12 protein-coding genes are annotated in these 16,778 nt (G+C 70.2%); 10 read left to right on the top strand and 2 right to left on the bottom strand.

All coding sequences use genetic code 11. The features are described from left to right. Nucleotides 1-24 precede the first annotated feature (24 nt). Together AAFO60_RS14635 and mmsB are read right to left on the bottom strand one after the other, a co-directional pair. Nucleotides 25-1,386 (bottom strand): MFS transporter, encoded by a 1,362-nt coding sequence (locus AAFO60_RS14635; protein ID WP_347956980.1) that lies wholly within the window; start codon nucleotides 1,384-1,386, stop codon nucleotides 25-27. An 11-nt stretch (nucleotides 1,387-1,397) separates the two neighbouring features. Continuing rightward, entirely contained in the window at nucleotides 1,398-2,297 is a 900-nt protein-coding gene (gene mmsB / locus AAFO60_RS14640; protein WP_347956948.1) for a 3-hydroxyisobutyrate dehydrogenase, read from the bottom strand. Between the two features lie 187 nt (nucleotides 2,298-2,484). Between mmsB and AAFO60_RS14645 the strand changes: the two genes are divergently transcribed. The 10 genes from AAFO60_RS14645 (at nucleotide 2,485) to AAFO60_RS14690 (ending at nucleotide 16,743) form a co-directional block, all read left to right on the top strand. Next, entirely contained in the window at nucleotides 2,485-3,375 is an 891-nt protein-coding gene (locus AAFO60_RS14645; protein ID WP_347956949.1) for a LysR family transcriptional regulator, read from the top strand. Nucleotides 3,376-3,479: 104 nt separating this feature from the next. Continuing rightward, a complete protein-coding gene (locus AAFO60_RS14650; RefSeq protein WP_347956950.1) occupies nucleotides 3,480-4,193 on the top strand; it encodes a hypothetical protein in 714 nt (237 codons plus the stop codon). A gap of 88 nt (nucleotides 4,194-4,281) precedes the next feature. Then, nucleotides 4,282-4,686, top strand: a complete 405-nt coding sequence (locus tag AAFO60_RS14655) for a hypothetical protein (protein ID WP_347956951.1) — start codon at nucleotides 4,282-4,284, stop codon at nucleotides 4,684-4,686. Between the two features lie 4 nt (nucleotides 4,687-4,690). Continuing rightward, nucleotides 4,691-6,154, top strand: a complete 1,464-nt coding sequence (locus AAFO60_RS14660; protein ID WP_347956981.1) for a DUF3375 domain-containing protein — start codon at nucleotides 4,691-4,693, stop codon at nucleotides 6,152-6,154. Then, the gene (locus AAFO60_RS14665; protein ID WP_347956952.1) at nucleotides 6,151-6,816 is read left to right on the top strand and encodes a DUF4194 domain-containing protein; all 666 of its coding nucleotides are present in this window, start codon (nucleotides 6,151-6,153) and stop codon (nucleotides 6,814-6,816) included. The genes AAFO60_RS14660 and AAFO60_RS14665 overlap by 4 nt, the downstream gene beginning before the upstream one ends. Next, on the top strand, nucleotides 6,813-10,103 hold the full coding sequence (locus AAFO60_RS14670) for an ATP-binding protein (protein ID WP_347956953.1): 3,291 nt from the start codon (nucleotides 6,813-6,815) through the stop codon (nucleotides 10,101-10,103). Before AAFO60_RS14665 ends, AAFO60_RS14670 begins: the two co-directional genes overlap by 4 nt. Further along, a complete protein-coding gene (locus tag AAFO60_RS14675) occupies nucleotides 10,073-11,239 on the top strand; it encodes a DUF3322 domain-containing protein (protein ID WP_347956954.1) in 1,167 nt (388 codons plus the stop codon). The genes AAFO60_RS14670 and AAFO60_RS14675 overlap by 31 nt, the downstream gene beginning before the upstream one ends. 43 nt (nucleotides 11,240-11,282) lie before the next feature. After that, nucleotides 11,283-12,752, top strand: a complete 1,470-nt coding sequence (locus tag AAFO60_RS14680; RefSeq protein ID WP_347956955.1) for a DUF3375 domain-containing protein — start codon at nucleotides 11,283-11,285, stop codon at nucleotides 12,750-12,752. Then, nucleotides 12,749-13,348: a DUF4194 domain-containing protein gene (locus AAFO60_RS14685; protein ID WP_347956956.1), complete on the top strand. Its 600-nt coding sequence runs from the start codon at nucleotides 12,749-12,751 to the stop codon at nucleotides 13,346-13,348. Before AAFO60_RS14680 ends, AAFO60_RS14685 begins: the two co-directional genes overlap by 4 nt. Continuing rightward, nucleotides 13,345-16,743, top strand: coding sequence for an ATP-binding protein (locus AAFO60_RS14690; RefSeq protein WP_347956957.1), 3,399 nt, complete (start codon nucleotides 13,345-13,347; stop codon nucleotides 16,741-16,743). The genes AAFO60_RS14685 and AAFO60_RS14690 overlap by 4 nt, the downstream gene beginning before the upstream one ends. Nucleotides 16,744-16,778 lie beyond the last annotated feature (35 nt).

Below are 16,778 nucleotides of genomic sequence, written 5' to 3' on the forward strand. Positions count from 1 at the left end.
AGTGAAGGTCGGTGTGTGACGCGGTCAGGCGACCGCGCGGTACTCCTCGTCGAGGGCGGCGAGGTCGGCGCCGCGGGTCTCCCGCATGAAGATCGTGGCGACCAGCGAGACGAGGCCGGCGCAGGCGATGTACACGGCGATCGGCACCCAGCTGCCGTAGCTGCGCAGCAGCCAGGTCGCGATGACCGGGGCCAGCGAGCCGGCGAAGATGGCCGTGACCTGGGCGCCCATCGAGACGCCGATGTAGCGCATGTGGGTCGGGAACATCTCCGACATGATCGCCGGCTGCGGCGCGTACATGATGGCGTGGATGATGAAGCCGATGGTGATCGCGGTCAGGATCAGCGCGTCGCTGCGCGTGTCGAGCAGCGGGAACGCGATGAACCCGTAGACGGTCGCCAGCAGCACGCCGACCAGGTACACGCTCTTGCGTCCGGCGACGTCCGACAGCCAGCCGAAGACCAGGATCATCACCGCGTGGACAGCGTGGGCGGCCAGCATGTAGAGCAGGATGTGCGCGGTGTCGATGCCCAACTGCACGCTCAGGTAGGTCAGGAAGAACGTCGCGATCATGTAGTAGTGGATGTTCTCGATGACCCGCAGCCCCATCGCGGTCAGCACCTGGCGCGGACGCGCCTTGCACACGCGGACCACGGCCTGCCACACGTTGCCGACCTGCGGGGTGTCCTTGGCGGCGGCCTGATAGATCGGGGACTCCTCGACGCGGGTGCGGATGAACCAGCCGATCAGCACGATCACCGCGGACAGGAAGAAGGCGATGCGCCACCCCCACGACATGAACGCCGCGTCCGGCATGGTCGAGGACAGCACCAGCAGCACGACCGTCGCCAGGATGTTGCCGACCGGCGCGCCGAACTGCGGGAAGCTCGACCAGAAGCCGCGCCGGTCGTCCGGGCTCTGCTCGGCCACGAGCAGGACCGCGCCGCCCCATTCGCCGCCGATCGCGATGCCCTGGAAGAAGCGCATCAGGACCAGCAGGATCGGTGCGGCGATGCCGATCGACGCGTAGCTGGGGATGGCACCGATCAGGAAGGTCGACGCGCCGATCATCAGCAGCGAGATCTGCAGCAGCTTCTTGCGGCCGAACTTGTCGCCGTAGTGGCCGAAGATGATGCCGCCGATGGGGCGGGCGACGAAGCCGATCGCGTAGGTCAGCAGCGCGGCCAGCACCCCGTCGAGCTTGTTGCCCGAACTGTGGAAGAAGACCTCGCCGAAGACGAGGGCGGCGGCGATGCCGTAGAGGAAGAACTCGTACCACTCGGCGACGGTGCCCGCCATCGAGGCGGCGACGACGCGGCGGAAGCCTGCCGGGATCCCCGGCTTGGCCGCGGGCGTCTGCTCGGCGGGGTCGGGGGCGTGGTTCATGGTCGGGGTGCTCATCGGGTTCCTCCCGCGGTCGCGGTGGCCGGGGCGTCGAACAGTCGGATCATCGCCGAGAAGTCCATGCCGCCGTCCCCGTCGGTGATCATGGCGTCCATGCGCTGCGCCACGTGGGCGGTCGCGGGCAGGTCGAGTCCGACGGTCTCGGCGGCGTCCAGAGCCAGTCCGAGGTCCTTGCGCATCAGGGTGGCGGCGAAGCCGTCGCGGAAGTCGCGGTTCGACGGCGCCGACGGCACCACGCCGCCGACCGGGTAGTAGTTGCGCAGCGCCCAGCTGTCCCCGGTGGAGACGGCGGCGATCTCGACCAGCGTCGCCGGATCGACGCCCAGCCGCGCGCCCAGGCTCGCGGCCTCGCAGGTGCTGGCCATGTTGACCGCGAGCATCAGGTTGTTGAGCATCTTGGCGGCCTGACCCGATCCGGTGGCGCCGACGTGGAAGGTGCGCGAGCCCATCGCGTCCAGCAGCCCTCGCGCGAGGTCCAGGTCGGCGTCGGCGCCGCCCACCATGAAGGTGAGGGTGCCCGCCTGGGCGCCGGCCACCCCGCCGGAGACGGGGGCGTCGATGAAGCGGCGACCCGTCTCGGTGACGAGCGCGGCGAGGTCCTCGGCGTCGGCGACGGCGATCGTCGAGGAGTCGATCACCAGCGCCTGCGGGGACAGCGCGGCCAGGGCGCCCGATTCGACGAGGGCCGAGCGAACGTGCTCGCCCTTGGGAAGCATGGTGACGAGGACGTCGGCGTCGGCGGCGGCCGCGGCGGCGGAGTCGGCCACCGGGACCGGCGATTCACTCAGTGCCCGCGCCGAGAGATCGTAGGCGAGCACGTCGTGTCCCGCCGCGGCGAGATTGCCGGCCATGGGTCCGCCCATGGCGCCCAGCCCGATCCATCCGACTCTCATGTCAACCTCCTGGTGTCAGCTGCCCCGCGTCCACCCCTTCCTTAGGAGTAATCCGCGGCATGGATATGAGCATGGATGAGGTCTGTCACAAAGAAAACGCCCAGTCCGGTAAGGTTGCTGTGCGAAATTGCACAGCCCGGCATCGCAGACAACGACGTCCGCGGCCACCGTTCGCAAGGAGGAGGCCATGCGTGCCGACGACCTGGTGATCCTGCTCGAGATCGCCCGCTGCGGCTCCCTCACGGGCGCGGCGGCGGCACTGGGCATCAACCACGCGACCGTCTCCCGCCGGATCTCGGCCCTGGAGGCGGAAATGCACGGTTCCGTGCTGGTCCGGCACGTTCAGGGCTGCCAGCTGACCGAGCTGGGCAGCAGCCTTCTCGAATCATGCGAACAGATCGAGTCCGCCCTGCGCCGCGTCCACGAGATCGGCGGGACACCCCAGGCCCAACAGTCGCTGTCCGGTCTGGTCCGGGTGGCCTCCACGCACGCCTTCGGCAGCTACTACATCGCGCCGCTGCTTGCAGAGTTGCACAGCATGAATCGCAATCTGACGGTCGAACTCGTCACCAGCACCCGGCTGACGGCGTACAACGCCGGGTGGGACATCGAGATCGGCGTCGGCGAGCCGGTGATCAGCAGACCGGGCGCCGAACGACTGTGCTCGTATCGCATGGGGCTGTACGCCACCGAGGAGTATCTGGCCGCGCACGGCCGCCCGACCACCATCGACGAGTTCGCCGATCACTCGCTGATCTACTACGTCGAATCGCTGTTGCGCGTGGAAGATCTGGATGTGCTCGCCACCCAGTTGCGCCACCGCGTGCAGATCGGCTCCACCAGTGTGCAGGCGCAGCTGGCCGCCACTCTCGTCGGCGCCGGAATCGGACTGCTGCCGGCGTTCGTCGGCGACCGGGAACCACGGCTGCGGCGCGTGCTCTGGTCGGAGGTGTCCTCGACGCTCGAGTTCACCGCCAGCCTGGCCCCGCGCCGCCTGCAGCGGCCGGCGACGACCGTCGTCATGCGTGCGATCCGCGAGATGATCGCCGAACGCGGGCACGAGCTGGCACCGCCGTGATCGGCGCGGTCCTAATAGTGGAGCACTCCTATAGTGGAGTTCTGGGGCCCGGACGAGGCCCCGTCAGTCGTCATTCTTCGAGGAGGACCGTGCTCTCGGACCCGGTGAGACCGTTGGCCGCGGGACTGGACGCCGACGGCGCCGTTCGGCTCCGACTCAGCCGGACCCGGCCCGTCCTCGCGACCCGCGCGCACGTTCCCGGGTCGCAGCTGCTGCCGGGAGCGCTGCCGGTTGAGCAGGACATCGTGTGGGTCTTCCCCGCCCTGACGTCGGCGCCGCTGACCCCGATCGTGCTGCGCGAGCACCTCCGACGGGCATGGGAGTACCTGGTGGGGACCGTGTTCCATCGGGCGATCATCCAGTACGCCCGCTTCGGTCCCGACTGGGCCGACGGTCTGCGCCGCGCCGCGCAATCGGCCGTCGACGACCTGTACACGATCCGGGCCGTCGACCTGCCCGTCGTCGACGTGGTGGCCGGGTTGGAGACCCCGATCGACTTGTTCGGCGCACCCGACCACGCCCTGGTGAACGCGATCTCCTGGGGCTTCGGCGCCGAGTACGACCTGGCGAACGCCTACGGCGACCTCTACCGGCAGACCTCGACCGACATCGTCCGGTATCGCTCGCGCGACGCCGTCTTCGCGCAGGAGTGGCCGCTGATGCAGCATCGACTGCCACAGCTCACCCGGCATTACATCGCGGGCGCCTACGACATCGTCGCGGTGTGGAACGACGACCGCTCGATCGCCGCGGCCGTCCTGCGCGATCGGGCCCGCGACCTCGGTTTCGAGTTCGCCGACCGGTTCGAACCGAGTTAGCGCGAGTCGACTCGGGTGGGGTCGCACCGCGCTCTCGATCACCGATGTCAGACCGGCGTCGTATCGTCGACGGCATGAGAGGGCTCCGATGACCAATCCGTTCGACAATCCGTTCGGCCAGCCGCCGAACCGGCCCGCGCCGCCCCCGTCGTCCGCCCCCGCGCCGCATGCCCCCGCCCCGTACGCCACCGCCGTGCCCGGGCCCCTGTCCGGTGTGCGCAAGGTCGGCGGCTGGGTGGTGCTCCTGTTCGGCGCGCTGATCGTGATCGCCGCGCTCGTCGACTGGTCACAGCCCGGGATGAGCGTCGCGATGACGTTCTTCGGTGCGGCCTTCGTACTCACCGGCGCCACCATGATCTGGCAGAGGCTGCCGTGGCGGATCGCCGGTCCCGCAGCGGGAATCCTGCTGGTGATCTGCTTCGGCATCGTCGCCGCGACCACCGAACCCGCCGCCGAGGGCCGCGCACTGGCGTCGGCCGCCCAGTCCGGCTGATGTGATGTCGGCCGTCGGCGACACCCATCAGCTCAAGGGGCTCCGGGAGCAGAGTCCGGGCTGGGCCCTGCTCCGCGCCGACAACGCCGCCGTCATCCTCGCCCTGCTCGGCAGGCATTTCCGCGACGGCGTCCGGACCATCGCCGCACCGGAGCTGTTCGATCTGCTCGACGCCGATCTGCAGGAGCTGCGCGATGAGGGGCACGAGCTGCCGCGGTCCGGTCAGGGCTACTGCGCCGACTGGGTCCGCGCGGGATATCTGCTCCGCCGGGCGCAGAGCTCGTCGCGGGAGGAGTCGATCGAGCCGACGGAGGGAACCTTCGCGGCCCTGGCCTTCGTCACCGGCCTCGCCTCCCCCACCAGCACCGTCACCGAGTCCCGACTGACGACGCTGGCGACCCAGCTGCAGGCCCTGGCCCGCGACACCGATCCGAGCGCCGCGACCCGGCTGGCCCGGCTGCAGGCCGAGCGCGATGAGATCGATCGCCAGATCGCGCTGGTGCAGTCGGGCGACTTCCCGATCGTCGACGGCAGTCGCGCTCTGGAACGGTCGCACGAGATCCTCGCGTTGGCCTCCGAGATCCCCGGCGACTTCGCCCGCGTCCGAGCCTCCTTCGACGAACTCAACCGCACGCTGCGCGCCCGCATCCTCGACGCGGACACCGACCGCGGCGACACCCTCGGCGACGTGTTCCGGGGCGTCGACCTGATCGGCGACTCGGACGCCGGCCGCAGCTTCACCGCCTTCTACGACACGATCCTCGATGCGACCCGCTCGGCTCAGATCGACGACGCGATCGGCGCGATCCTCGACCGCCCCTTCGCCGACCACCTCAGCGTCGCGCAGCGTCGCAGCTTCCGCGCGCTGCTCGCCGACATGGAGAACGCCGCCTCCGAGGTCCACGAGACGATGACCTCGCTGTCGCGCAGCCTGCGTCATTTCGTGCAGTCGCGCGCCTACGAGGAGCATCGCCGCATCCAGCAGCTCATCCGCACCACCCAGCAGCGCGCCCGCTCGGTCGCGCAGGTCCGGCGCCCGTTCGACGTGCTCGACCTGGAGCTGGTGCGCGTGGGCATGAGTATCGAATCGGTGACCGCACTGAAACCGCACAACCCCGGCGACGACCGCGTCACCGAGCGCGTCGAGATCCATCAGCCGGGCGTCGCCGATCTCGCCGACCTCCGCCGGCTGGTCCGCGAGTCGGAGATCGACTTCGACGAACTGACCGGCGACATCGCGCAGACCCTGCACGAGCGCGGCCGAGCGAGCGTCGCCGACGTCCTCGCCGAGCACCCGGCCACCCAGGGCCTGGCGTCGGTGGTCGGTCTGCTGGTGCTGGCGGTCCGCCACGGCCATCCCACCGACGACGTCGAGACCGTCGAGTGGACGTCGGCGACCGGGACGCGTCGTCGCGCCGACATCGTCCGCCACGTGTACGACCCGACAGCAGAGGAGTTCGACCGATGACCGCCGCGGCCGACGATCACGACACCGACGCCGACGGCGCCGACCGGGGCGGCGCCTATCCCGGCGACGCGGGCGAGCTGGCCGTCGACACCCGCCGCGCACTGGTCCAGCTGTTGAAGGGTCCGCTCATCACCGCGACCAAGCATCCCGAGGTCTGGCGCACGGTCCTGCGCGATGAGAAGGTGCTGCGATCCCGGGTGGCCGACGTCTTCCTCGATCTGGTCGTCGACGACGAGAACCAGCTCGCGTTCACCCGGCCCGCCGACACCGGCGACGTCGACGCGCCGACCGTGCTGCGCACCGAGCGCCTCACGTTCATGGACACCGTGATGCTGCTGGCGCTGCGCCAGCTCCTGCTGCGCTCGCAGCCCGGTGAGCGGGTGATCGTGGGCCGCGACGAGATCGCCGAACAGTTGGAGATGTACCGCCGCCACACCGACACCGATCCGGCGGGCTTCGGCAGACGCGTGAACGCCTCGTGGACCAAGATGGCCAAGTACTCGCTGCTGTCGTCGACGACCACCGAGGACCGCATGGAGGTCTCGCCGGTGCTGCGACAACTGTTCGACGCCGATCAGATCGCCGTCGTGGCCGGTGAGTTCGACCGCATCCTGCACGGGGAGATCGCCGAGGAGGAATCACCGGAGGAGGAAGCACCGTGACCGACCATCCCGGCCAGCGTCGCCTCGCCCGCGTGCAGGTGGTGAACTGGGGCACCTTCAGCGGCTACCACCGGTTCCCGATCGCGCGGCGCGGCTTCCTGATCACCGGCAACTCCGGGTCCGGCAAGTCGACGCTGCTCGACGCCATCTCCGCGGTCCTCATGCCCGGCGATCGCGTCAAGTTCAACGCCGCCGCCCAGGAGGCCGACCGGTCCGGCCGCAGCCTGGTCAGCTACATCCGCGGCGCGTGGCGCCGCGACACCGACGCCGAATCCGACACCCTCGTCAGCAGTTATCTGCGACCCGACGCCACGTTGAGCGCGGTCGCCCTCACCTACCGCACCGGCGACGATCAGCACGCGGTCACGCTGGTGAAGCTGATGCATCTGGGACGCGGCAAGAACACGGTCGGCGACGTGAGCCAGCTGCATGTGCTGCTCGACGACGAACTCGACCTGACCGAGATGCTGCCCTACCTGAAGTCCGGCATCGACACCCGCGCGGTCCGCAAGCACTGGCCGTCGGCCGACGTCAACCCGTCGTATGCGCCTTTCGCACGCAAGTTCCGCAGTCGGCTCGGCATCTCGACCGAGGGCGCCCAGCGGCTGCTGCACCGGACGCTGTCGGCCAAGAGCCTGGGCAGCCTCGATCAGCTGTTCCGCGACTTCATGCTCGACGAGCCCGGCACCGTCGCGCTCGCCGATCGCGCGGTCACGCAGTTCCACGATCTGCGCGAAGCCCACCGCGTGGTGGTCGACGCCCGGCAGCAGGTGGAGATGCTCACGCCGCTGACCGCCCTGGCCGACACGAGGCAGCGGTCGCTGACGGTGGTCCGCGAGACCGACGAGGAGCAGACCCACGTCGACGCCGTGTACGCCACGCGCATGCTCGAGATCCTGCGCCGCGAGATCACCGAGCTCACCGCCCGGTCGCCGCTGCTCGCGGAGGCGGTCGAGGCCGCCAGCCGCGACGCCGACGCCGCCGACCAGGTGCTTCTCGATGCCAGGGTCGCCGTGGACGGCATCGGCGGCGGCAGGCTCGCCGTGCTGACCGGGCGTCGCGACGACCAACGCGCCGCCGTCGAACGCATCCGGCGGCGGCGTGCCCAGATCGCGGCGGCCGTGTCGACCTGGGACGGCGAGGTCCCGGTCTCGGCCGAGGAGTTCGCGCGACTGGTCGGTCAGGTGAACAGCTTGGTCGCCGATTCGGCGGGCAGTCACGAGGAGCGTCGCGCCGAGCAGTACGAACTGTCGAGCAGGCGGTCGGCCGCGCGTCTGGAACGCAGCCGGCTCGAAGCGGACCGGGAGGCCCTCGCGCGACGCCGCTCGAACATCGACCCGGCGCTTCTGCACGCCCGCGAGATCGTTTGCGCGGCCACCGGATTCGGCGAGGACCGGCTTCCCTTCGGCGGTGAGTTGCTGGAGGTGATGCCCGACCATGCGGCGTGGACCGGCCCCATCGAGCGGGTCCTCGGCGGCTTCGGCCGCACCCTGCTGGTACCCGACGAGGACTATCGGTCGGTCGCGGCCGCCATCGACGCCAATCATCTCGATGCCCGGCTGGTGTACCTGCGGGTGCGTCCGGTGTCGGAGAGCCCGCGTCGTACCGGCCGCGATTCGCTGGTGCGCAAGCTGACGGTGGCGCCCGGACCGATGGCGCAGTGGCTCCAGGCGCACCTGGCCGACTCGTTCGACTACGCGTGCGTCGAGTCCGTCGCCGACTTCGCCGGTCAGACGCGCGCGGTCACCCGGGCCGGCCAGGTCAAGCACTCGGCGCAGCGGCACGAGAAGGACGACCGCCGTCGCATCGACGACCGCACCCGCTGGGTGCTGGGCTTCGACAACGAGACCAAGATCGCCGACCTGCGCAGACGCATCGCCGATCTGGACGAGCAGATCTCGGCGTGGACCGCTCAGCTCGCGGCCGTCGACGCCGACGAGCAGTCGCGCAACAACCAGATCCGGTCGGCGCAGACCGTCCTCGACGCGCGGTGGTCCGACATCGACGTCGACTCCGCGCAGGCCGAGCTGGATGCGACCGTGGATCGGATCGCGCGCTGGGAGCACGACAACCCGGAGCACTCGGTTCTGTCGGCGCAGCTCGACGTCGCCGCGGAGTCTGCGAGGAATGCCACCGCCTCGCTGACCGCCGCCCGCGCGAAGCAGTCGGCGCACGAGGACGCGATCGCGCACCTGCAGGCGCGCGCCGACGAGGCCGCCGGCGCCGTCGACCACGAGGTGCCCGGCCCGGTCGCCGCCCGGCTCGACGCCCGATTCGCCGCGGCGGCACGACGACTGACCAGCGAGAACATCGACCGTGCCCGCACCACCGTCGATCGCGGAATCGCCGATGAGAACAAGAAGGCGCAGGCGATGCTCGGCGCGGCGCAGACCGAGATCACCCGCATCCTCACCCGCTATCTGGCCCGGTGGGAGGCCCGCGGCGGCGAACTCCGGGCCGAGGCCGAGTACGTCGACGATGCCCTGGCCATCCTGTCCCGGCTGCGGTCCGACGGGCTGCCTCGCTATGAGAACCGCTTCTTCGAGCTGCTCAACGACCAGTCGGCCCGCAACATCGGGGAGATCGCGCGCGCCATCCGCAAGGCGCCGGCCGACATCCGCGCCCGCATCGAACCGGTCAACGACTCGCTGCGGCACTCGCCCTTCGACGTCGACCGGTGGCTCAAGATCTCGGTCCGCGAGCACCGTTCGCCGGCGGCGACCGAGTTCCTCGACGACCTCGCCGCGGTGGCCGGCGGCTCGTGGACCGAAGACGATCGCGCCGCCGCGGAACAGCGGTTCGTGGCGATGTCGGCACTGCTCGAACGGCTCGGGTCCGCCGAGCCCGCCGACCGGCGCTGGCGGCGTCTCGTGCTCGACACCCGCCTGCACGTGAAGTTCATCGGCGTCGAGTTCGACGCCGACGGCGCGGCCGCCAACTACCACGACTCCAGCGCGGGACTGTCCGGCGGACAGGCGCAGAAGCTGGTCTTCTTCTGCCTGGCGGCCGCACTGCGCTATCAGCTCGCGCCCGACGGCAGCGGGGTGACGCGGTACGGCACGGTGATCCTCGACGAGGCCTTCGACCGCGCCGACGCCGCCTTCACCCGGCGCGCGCTCGACGTGTTCACCCAGTTCGGCTTCCACCTGGTGCTCGCCACCCCGCTCAAACTCCTGCAGACCCTCGAGGACTACATCGGCGGGACCGCGACCATCGCCATCCGCGACAGTCGCGAGTCGACGATCAACCTCGTCGAGTGGACCGACGTCGACGAGGCGACGCCGTGATTCCGCTCGGCGCGGCCGCAGACGCCGCCCGCAAGGCGGTCCGCAACCGGATGCGCCGCTGGCTCGCCGACCCGGACGCGGCCGCATCCGACACCCTGACGATCGCCCTGCATCCGCCTACCGAGAACACCGTCGCCGACGATCCCGACGCCGCCCGCGACTGGGTCCGGGCATGGCTGGCCTATGCCGGTCCGGGGGTCGTCGACCGCGAGCAGCGCCGCTGGCGCAGCTTCGGGGAGCAGACCGTCCCGGTCCGCCTCAGGCTCGCGGGCGCCGCCGAGATCTGCCGGGCCGCAGGCGAGCTCCCGCGGTGGCAGATGCTGGTCGCCCGCCGTGCGCAGTTGCTGGCGCTCGCCCCTGGCGAGGTCTTCGACGACGTCGTCGCCGGCCTGCACAAGCAGTGGGAGGTGCTCAGCGAAGCCGACTTCGAGCGGCTGCTCGCCACCCTCGCCTGGCTGCTCGCCAACCCCGATTCCGGTCTGCTGATCCGGCAGCTCCCGATCGTGGGCGTGCACACCAAATGGCTGGCCCGGCATCGGACGCTGGTCGAGAAGCTGATCGAGGGCACCCGCGGCTCACGCGAGCTCGGCGTGCACGCCGCACCCCGGCTGGTCGAGCTCGCCCTCCTCGACCCGCGCCTGCGAGCCGGTCTGCCGCGGCTGTTCGCTGCCCCGCTGCACGAGGTCGCGGCGATGGCGGTGACGCCCGCGACCGTGCTGGTCGTCGAGAACCGCGAATGCCTGCACGTGCTGCCCGACGCGTCGGGCACCGTCGCACTGCTCGGCTCCGGCAACGCCGTCACCGCCTTGGGCCGCATCGGCTGGCTCGGCTCCGCCGACGTCGTCTACTGGGGCGACCTGGACCCGCCGGGGATCGCGTTCATCGGCCGGCTGCGGCGCAGCCTCCCCCAGCTGCGCAGCGTGATGACCGACGTCGCGACGTTCCGCCGGTGGGAGTCGCTGTCGGTGGACGGCAGTCCGCTCGCCGACAACACCGATCTGCCGCTCACTGATCCCGAACGCGAGCTGCTCGCGCTGGTCGCCGCCGAGGGCCGGTTGCTGGAGCAGGAACGGATCCCGTGGGCGTGGGCGCGCGAGCGGCTCGTCGAGGCGGGAGTGCCCTTCGGGGACGCGTGACCCGTGACCGCGACCACGCGCCGCGCCCCGATACCCTGGCTCAGTGCAATTCGACGAGATCGTCGCCGTCCGGAAGAGCGATGCGGCGTGGCGGCTGCTGCGGGCCGACAACGCGCCGCTGCTGCTGGCCTTCCTCGGTCGGGTCTTCGTCGACGACAACGTCCGGGAGATCTCCGAGTCCGAGCTGGTCAGCCTGCTCGACGACGAGCTGTACGCCCTCAACGCCCGCCTCGGCGCGGGCACCTATCCGCGCACGCCCAAGGCCTACCTGGACGAGTGGGCCGCACCCGATGCCGGCTGGCTGCGCAAGTATTACGTCGCCGAGAGCGACGAGCCGCACTACGATGCGACGCCCGCGGTCGAACGCGCGGTCGCCTGGGTCCGGTCGCTGCGCGACCGCGACTTCGTCGCCACCGAGTCCCGCCTGCAGACGGTCTTCGACCTGCTGCGGCAGATCGTCTACGGCACCAGCACCGACCCCGAGGTCCGGCTCGCCGAACTGCGTCGGCGGCGCGCCGAGATCGACGCGGAGATCGACGCCGCCGAGCGCGGCGACTTCCATGTCCTCGACTCGACCAGTCGGCGAGACCGCTACCAGCAGTTCTCCGACCTCGCCCGCGCCCTCCTGGCCGACTTCCGGGAGGTGGAGGCCAACTTCCGCACCCTCGACCGGCAGATGCGCGAACGCATCGCCACCTGGCGGGGCACCAAGGGCGAGCTGCTCGACGAGGTCGTCGGCAGCCGGAACGTCATCAGCGACTCCGATCAGGGGCGCAGCTTCCAGGCGTTCTACGACCTGCTGCTCTCGGCCGACCGCCTCGACGAGCTCGACCAGCTGGTGCGGCACGCGCAGTCGCTGGCCGACGCCGCCGAGTCCGATGTCCGGCTGACCAACATCCATCACGACTGGCTCGACGCAGGCACCCGCGCCCAGAGCACGGTGCGGCGCCTCTCGGAGCAGCTGCGCCGGTTCCTCGACGATCAGGCGTGGCTCGAGAACCGCCGCGTCATGGACCTGCTGCGCAGCATCGAATCGTCGGCGTACACGGTGCGCGACCGGCGCCTCGACGACTTCACGCACGAGATCGACTCGCCCGCACCGGAGGTGCACCTGCCGATGGAGCGCCCGCTGTATCGGCCCGCCGCCACCGTCGACATCGCCAGCGAGGGCATCGAGGACGGCGAGGCGCAGGGCGCGTCGGAGGCCCTGTTCGAGCAGATCCACGTCGATCCGGCACCGCTGATCGAGGGCGTGCGGCACCTGCTGCGCCGCCACGATCAGGTCACCCTCGCCGACGTGGTGGCCGACCGTCCGCTGGAGCAGGGGCTGGCCGAGCTCATCACCTATCTCGCACTGTCCGACGACGGTTTCGCCAAGGTCTTCGACGAGCAGAACCACGAGTCCGTGCACTGGGTCGACGACGCCGGGCAGGGCCGCACCGCCCGGGTGCCGCGCGTCATCTACACCCGCAAGTCCGCCGAAGCCGCGACCGCCGAACAGGAGAGCCGATGAGCCACCCCGTGCCCCGCAAGGAGCTGAACCTGTCGCTCGCGGTCACCTCGCTGATGAAGGGCGTGGTGTACCGCGACACCGCCGAGACGGCGTGGCGTCATGTGCTCGGTCTGGCCGCGCAGGTCGCCGACTACGTCGCCACGCTCGGGCTCACCGTGGTGATCGACGAGGCCGAGGGCTACGCCTTCCTGCGCTCCAAGAGCGACGACGAACTCGCCGACCTCGGCGTCCCCCGGCTCGTCGCGCGCCATCAGCTGCCGCTGCACACCTCGCTGCTGCTGGCGCTCCTGCGCCGCAAGCTCGCCGAGCACGACACGACCGATGCGGGCGAACGCCTGATCATGACCGGCGACCAGCTCCGCGAACTGCTCAGCCCGTTCTTCCCCGCCACCACCAACGAGGCCCGCACCGCCGATCAGGCCGACACCGCCGTCCGCCGCGTCGTCGAGCTGGGCTTCCTGCGCCGGATGCCCGGTCAGGACGGCCAGTACGAGGTCCGCCGCGTGATCAAGGCCTTCGTCGACGCGCAGTGGCTGGCCGACTTCGACACCCACCTGGCCGAGTACGCGGGCATCGCCCGGGAGGAGGAGCAGTGACCGGTCTGTTCGCGCCCACCGAACTGGAGAATGCGAGCTCGGCGCGGTCGGGGTTCCGGTTGCAGCGCTTCCAGGTCCTCAACTGGGGAACCTTCGACCAGCGCGTGTGGACGCTGACCCTGAACGGCGAGAACGGCCTGCTGACCGGCGACATCGGGTCGGGCAAGTCGACCCTCGTCGACGCCCTCACCACCCTGTTGATGCCCGCCCACCGCGTCGCCTACAACAAGGCCGCGGGCGGCGAGTCGCGCGAACGGGACCTGCGCTCCTATGTGCTCGGCTACTACAAGTCCGAGCGCAACGAGGCCACCGGCTCGTCGCGGCCGGTGGCGCTGCGCGGAATGAGCAACTACTCGGTCATCCTCGGCGTGTTCGGCAACGAGGGCCACGACGAGACCGTGACGCTGGCCCAGGTGTTCACCATGCGGCACGACAGCGGCCAGCCGGAACGGTTCTTCACCGTCACCGACCGCGCGCTCGACATCGCCGCCGACTTCGCCGATTTCGGCGCCGACCTGCGCACGCTGCGCAAACGCCTGCGCGACGGCGGCACCCGCATCCACGAGCACTTCCCCGAGTACGGCCGCGACTATCGACGCGCCCTGGCGATCCGCTCCGAGCAGGCGATGGAGCTGTTCCATCAGACGGTGTCGATGAAGGCCGTCGGGAACCTGAACGACTTCGTGCGCGACCACATGCTCGAGCCCTTCGACTCGTCCGGGTGGGTCGACACGATGGTCGCGCATTTCGAGGATCTGACCGCCGCGCACGACGCCGTCGTGCTGGCCCGCGCTCAACTGTCGGAGCTGGCACCGCTGCTGGCCGACGACGACCGCTACCGCACGCACACCGACATGGCCGCCGAGCTCAAGGCCCGGCGCGCCGCCCTGCGCTTCCATTTCGCCCGACTGCGTTTCGACCTGCTCGCCGACGAGTCGGCGAGCACCGAACGCGACCTGACCGCCACACGGACGGCGCTGGCGAACGTCGACCGCGAGCTGGCCGATCTGCGTGCCGGGCTGCGCGAGCTGGAACTGCGGCAGGCCGGTCTCGGCGGCACCGACATCGCCACCCTCGAGCAGCAGATCGTGCAGGCTCAGCGGCAGCGGGACGAGCGGGCGGCCGCCTACGAGCGGTACCGCCGGATGATCGACGACGCCGGCCTGGCGCCCGTGGCCGACCGCGGTCAGTTCGATCAGCGCCGCACCGAGGTCGTCGACGCCGTCGCCGAACTCGACGCCGAGGCCGTCGAGGTGGAGAACGCGATCACCGAGGTCCGGTACAGCCGCCGTGAACTCGACGTCGAGGGTCGCCGCGTGGCCGGCGAGATCGCGAGCCTGCGCGGTCGCACCAGCAACATCCCCGACCGCAACCTCCGGATCCGCGAGCTCATCTGCCAGGGTGTCGGCCTCCCCCACGACGAGCTGCCCTTCGTCGGCGAGCTGATCGGAGTCCGCGCCGACGAGAGCCGCTGGGAGGGCGCCGCCGAACGCGTCCTGCGCGGCTTCGGTCTGTCCCTGCTGGTGTCGGCAGACGTGTACGACGAGGTCGCGGCGTGGATCGACGCCAATCATCTCGGGGGGCGCGTCGTCTACTTCAAAGTCTCCGACGCCGTCGCGTCCGGCCGGAGCGTGCCGACGCCGCCGCCGACCGCGCTGGCGCACAAGATCGACATCAGGGAGGGCCGCTTCGAGCAGTGGCTCGAGCACCGGCTGTTCGAACGCGCGCGGCACGTGTGCGCCGAGTCGATCGACGAGTTCCGCACGGCCGAGCACGCGGTCACCGTGAACGGCCAGGTCCGTTCCGGCGGTGGACGCCATGAGAAGGACGACTCGCAGCGCGTCGACGACCGCCGCAATTACGTCCTCGGCTGGAGCAACGAGCAGAAGATCACCGCGCTGTTCACCACCGGCCAGCGCGTGCAGGACGACCTGAACCGGGTCGACGCCGAGATCGCCGATCTGGAGGATCGTCGGCGCGCCCTGATGGACCGCCGCAACGCCCTCACCGGATTGGACGCCTACCCGAGCTTCGACGTCATCGATGCGGCGAGTGCGACGGCGCGGATCGCCGAGCTGACCGCACGCAAGACCGAGTTGGAGCAGTCCTCCAGTGAACTCGCCGAGGTGACCGAGGCGATCGCCGCGACTCGCGAGCAGCTGACCGCCGCCGACGCGACCCGAGACGGGCTGCGCGACAAGGTGTCCCGGTTGGAGATGGCTCGCGACCAGGGGGCGAAGGCACGCGAGGGCGCGCAGTCGGTGATCGCCGAGCCCGGATTCGCCGACGCGGAGCCGCATTTCGCCGCGATCGCCGGCGCCGTCGACGAGTACCGGGCCAAGGTGCACGAGGGCGCCGAGCTGCCGCTGACGGTCGCCGAGTGCGCCGAGCTGGAGTCGTCGCTGACTGAGAAGCTCACCGACGAGTCCGAGCAGCACGCCGCCCGCGCGAGCACCTATGAGACGCGCGTGGTGAACCGGATGTCGGAGTTCAACCGCAACCACCCGATTCTGACCACCGAGTTCGACGCCGACATCGCCTCGGCGCACGAGTACCGGGAACTGCATCGCAGGCTCGCCGACGACGATCTGCCGCGTTTCGAGGCCGAGTTCAAGACCTACCTGAACACCAACGCGATCCGCGACATCGCGATCTTCGCCGCCAAGCTCAACAAGGAAGTTCATCTGATCTCGTCGAAGATCGACACGATCAACGAGTCGCTGGCCGGCATCGAGTACAACCCCGGACGCTACATCCGGCTCGACGTCAATCCGACGACCGCGCAGGACATCCGCGAGTTCCGCGCCGACTTGCGCCGCTGCAGCGACGGCTCGTTCGAGGCCGACTCCGACGACCACTACGCGGAGGAGAAGTTCCTGCTCGTCAAGTCGATCGTCGAGCGGTTCCGCGGCCGGGAGGGCTTCGCCGACCTCGATCGCCGGTGGACCGAACAGGTCACCGACGTCCGCAACTGGGTCACCTTCGCCGCCTCGGAGCGGTACGCCGACGGCGACGCCGAGTACGAGAACTACACCGACTCCGACGGCAAGTCCGGCGGCCAGAAGGAGAAGCTGGCGTACACGATCCTCGCCGCGTCGCTGGCCTATCAGTTCGACCTGAAGTGGGGTGCCGTCCGCTCGCGCGACTTCCGGTTCGTCGTCATCGACGAGGCCTTCGGCCGCGGCTCCGACGACTCGGCGCGGTACGCGCTGGCCCTGTTCGCCCGGCTGGGCCTGCAGTTGCTGATCGTCACTCCGCTGACGAAGATCTACACGATCGAGCCGTTCGTCTCCGCGGTCGGCTACGTGGAGAACCGCGGCGGCAGCTACTCGCAGCTGCAGTGCCTGACGATCGAGGAGTACCGAGCGATCCGCGCTGTCCGAGGCGGCAGTTAGCCTGGACCTGATCGGTCACCCCGTCGCAGGAAGCA

Source organism: Gordonia aichiensis (assembly GCF_039946255.1).
In the GTDB taxonomy this organism is placed as follows: Bacteria; Actinomycetota; Actinomycetes; order Mycobacteriales; family Mycobacteriaceae; genus Gordonia; species Gordonia aichiensis_A.

Excerpts from the sequence above, each read along its gene's own strand:
- AAFO60_RS14635 (WP_347956980.1), bottom strand. The coding sequence starts at position 1,386 with ATGAACCACGCCCCCGACCCCGCCGAGCAGACGCCCGCGGCCAAGCCG.
- mmsB (WP_347956948.1), bottom strand. The coding sequence starts at position 2,297 with ATGAGAGTCGGATGGATCGGGCTGGGCGCCATGGGCGGACCCATGGCC.
- AAFO60_RS14645 (WP_347956949.1), top strand. The coding sequence starts at position 2,485 with ATGCGTGCCGACGACCTGGTGATCCTGCTCGAGATCGCCCGCTGCGGC.
- AAFO60_RS14655 (WP_347956951.1), top strand. The coding sequence starts at position 4,282 with ATGACCAATCCGTTCGACAATCCGTTCGGCCAGCCGCCGAACCGGCCC.
- AAFO60_RS14660 (WP_347956981.1), top strand. The coding sequence starts at position 4,691 with ATGTCGGCCGTCGGCGACACCCATCAGCTCAAGGGGCTCCGGGAGCAG.
- AAFO60_RS14665 (WP_347956952.1), top strand. The coding sequence starts at position 6,151 with ATGACCGCCGCGGCCGACGATCACGACACCGACGCCGACGGCGCCGAC.
- AAFO60_RS14685 (WP_347956956.1), top strand. The coding sequence starts at position 12,749 with ATGAGCCACCCCGTGCCCCGCAAGGAGCTGAACCTGTCGCTCGCGGTC.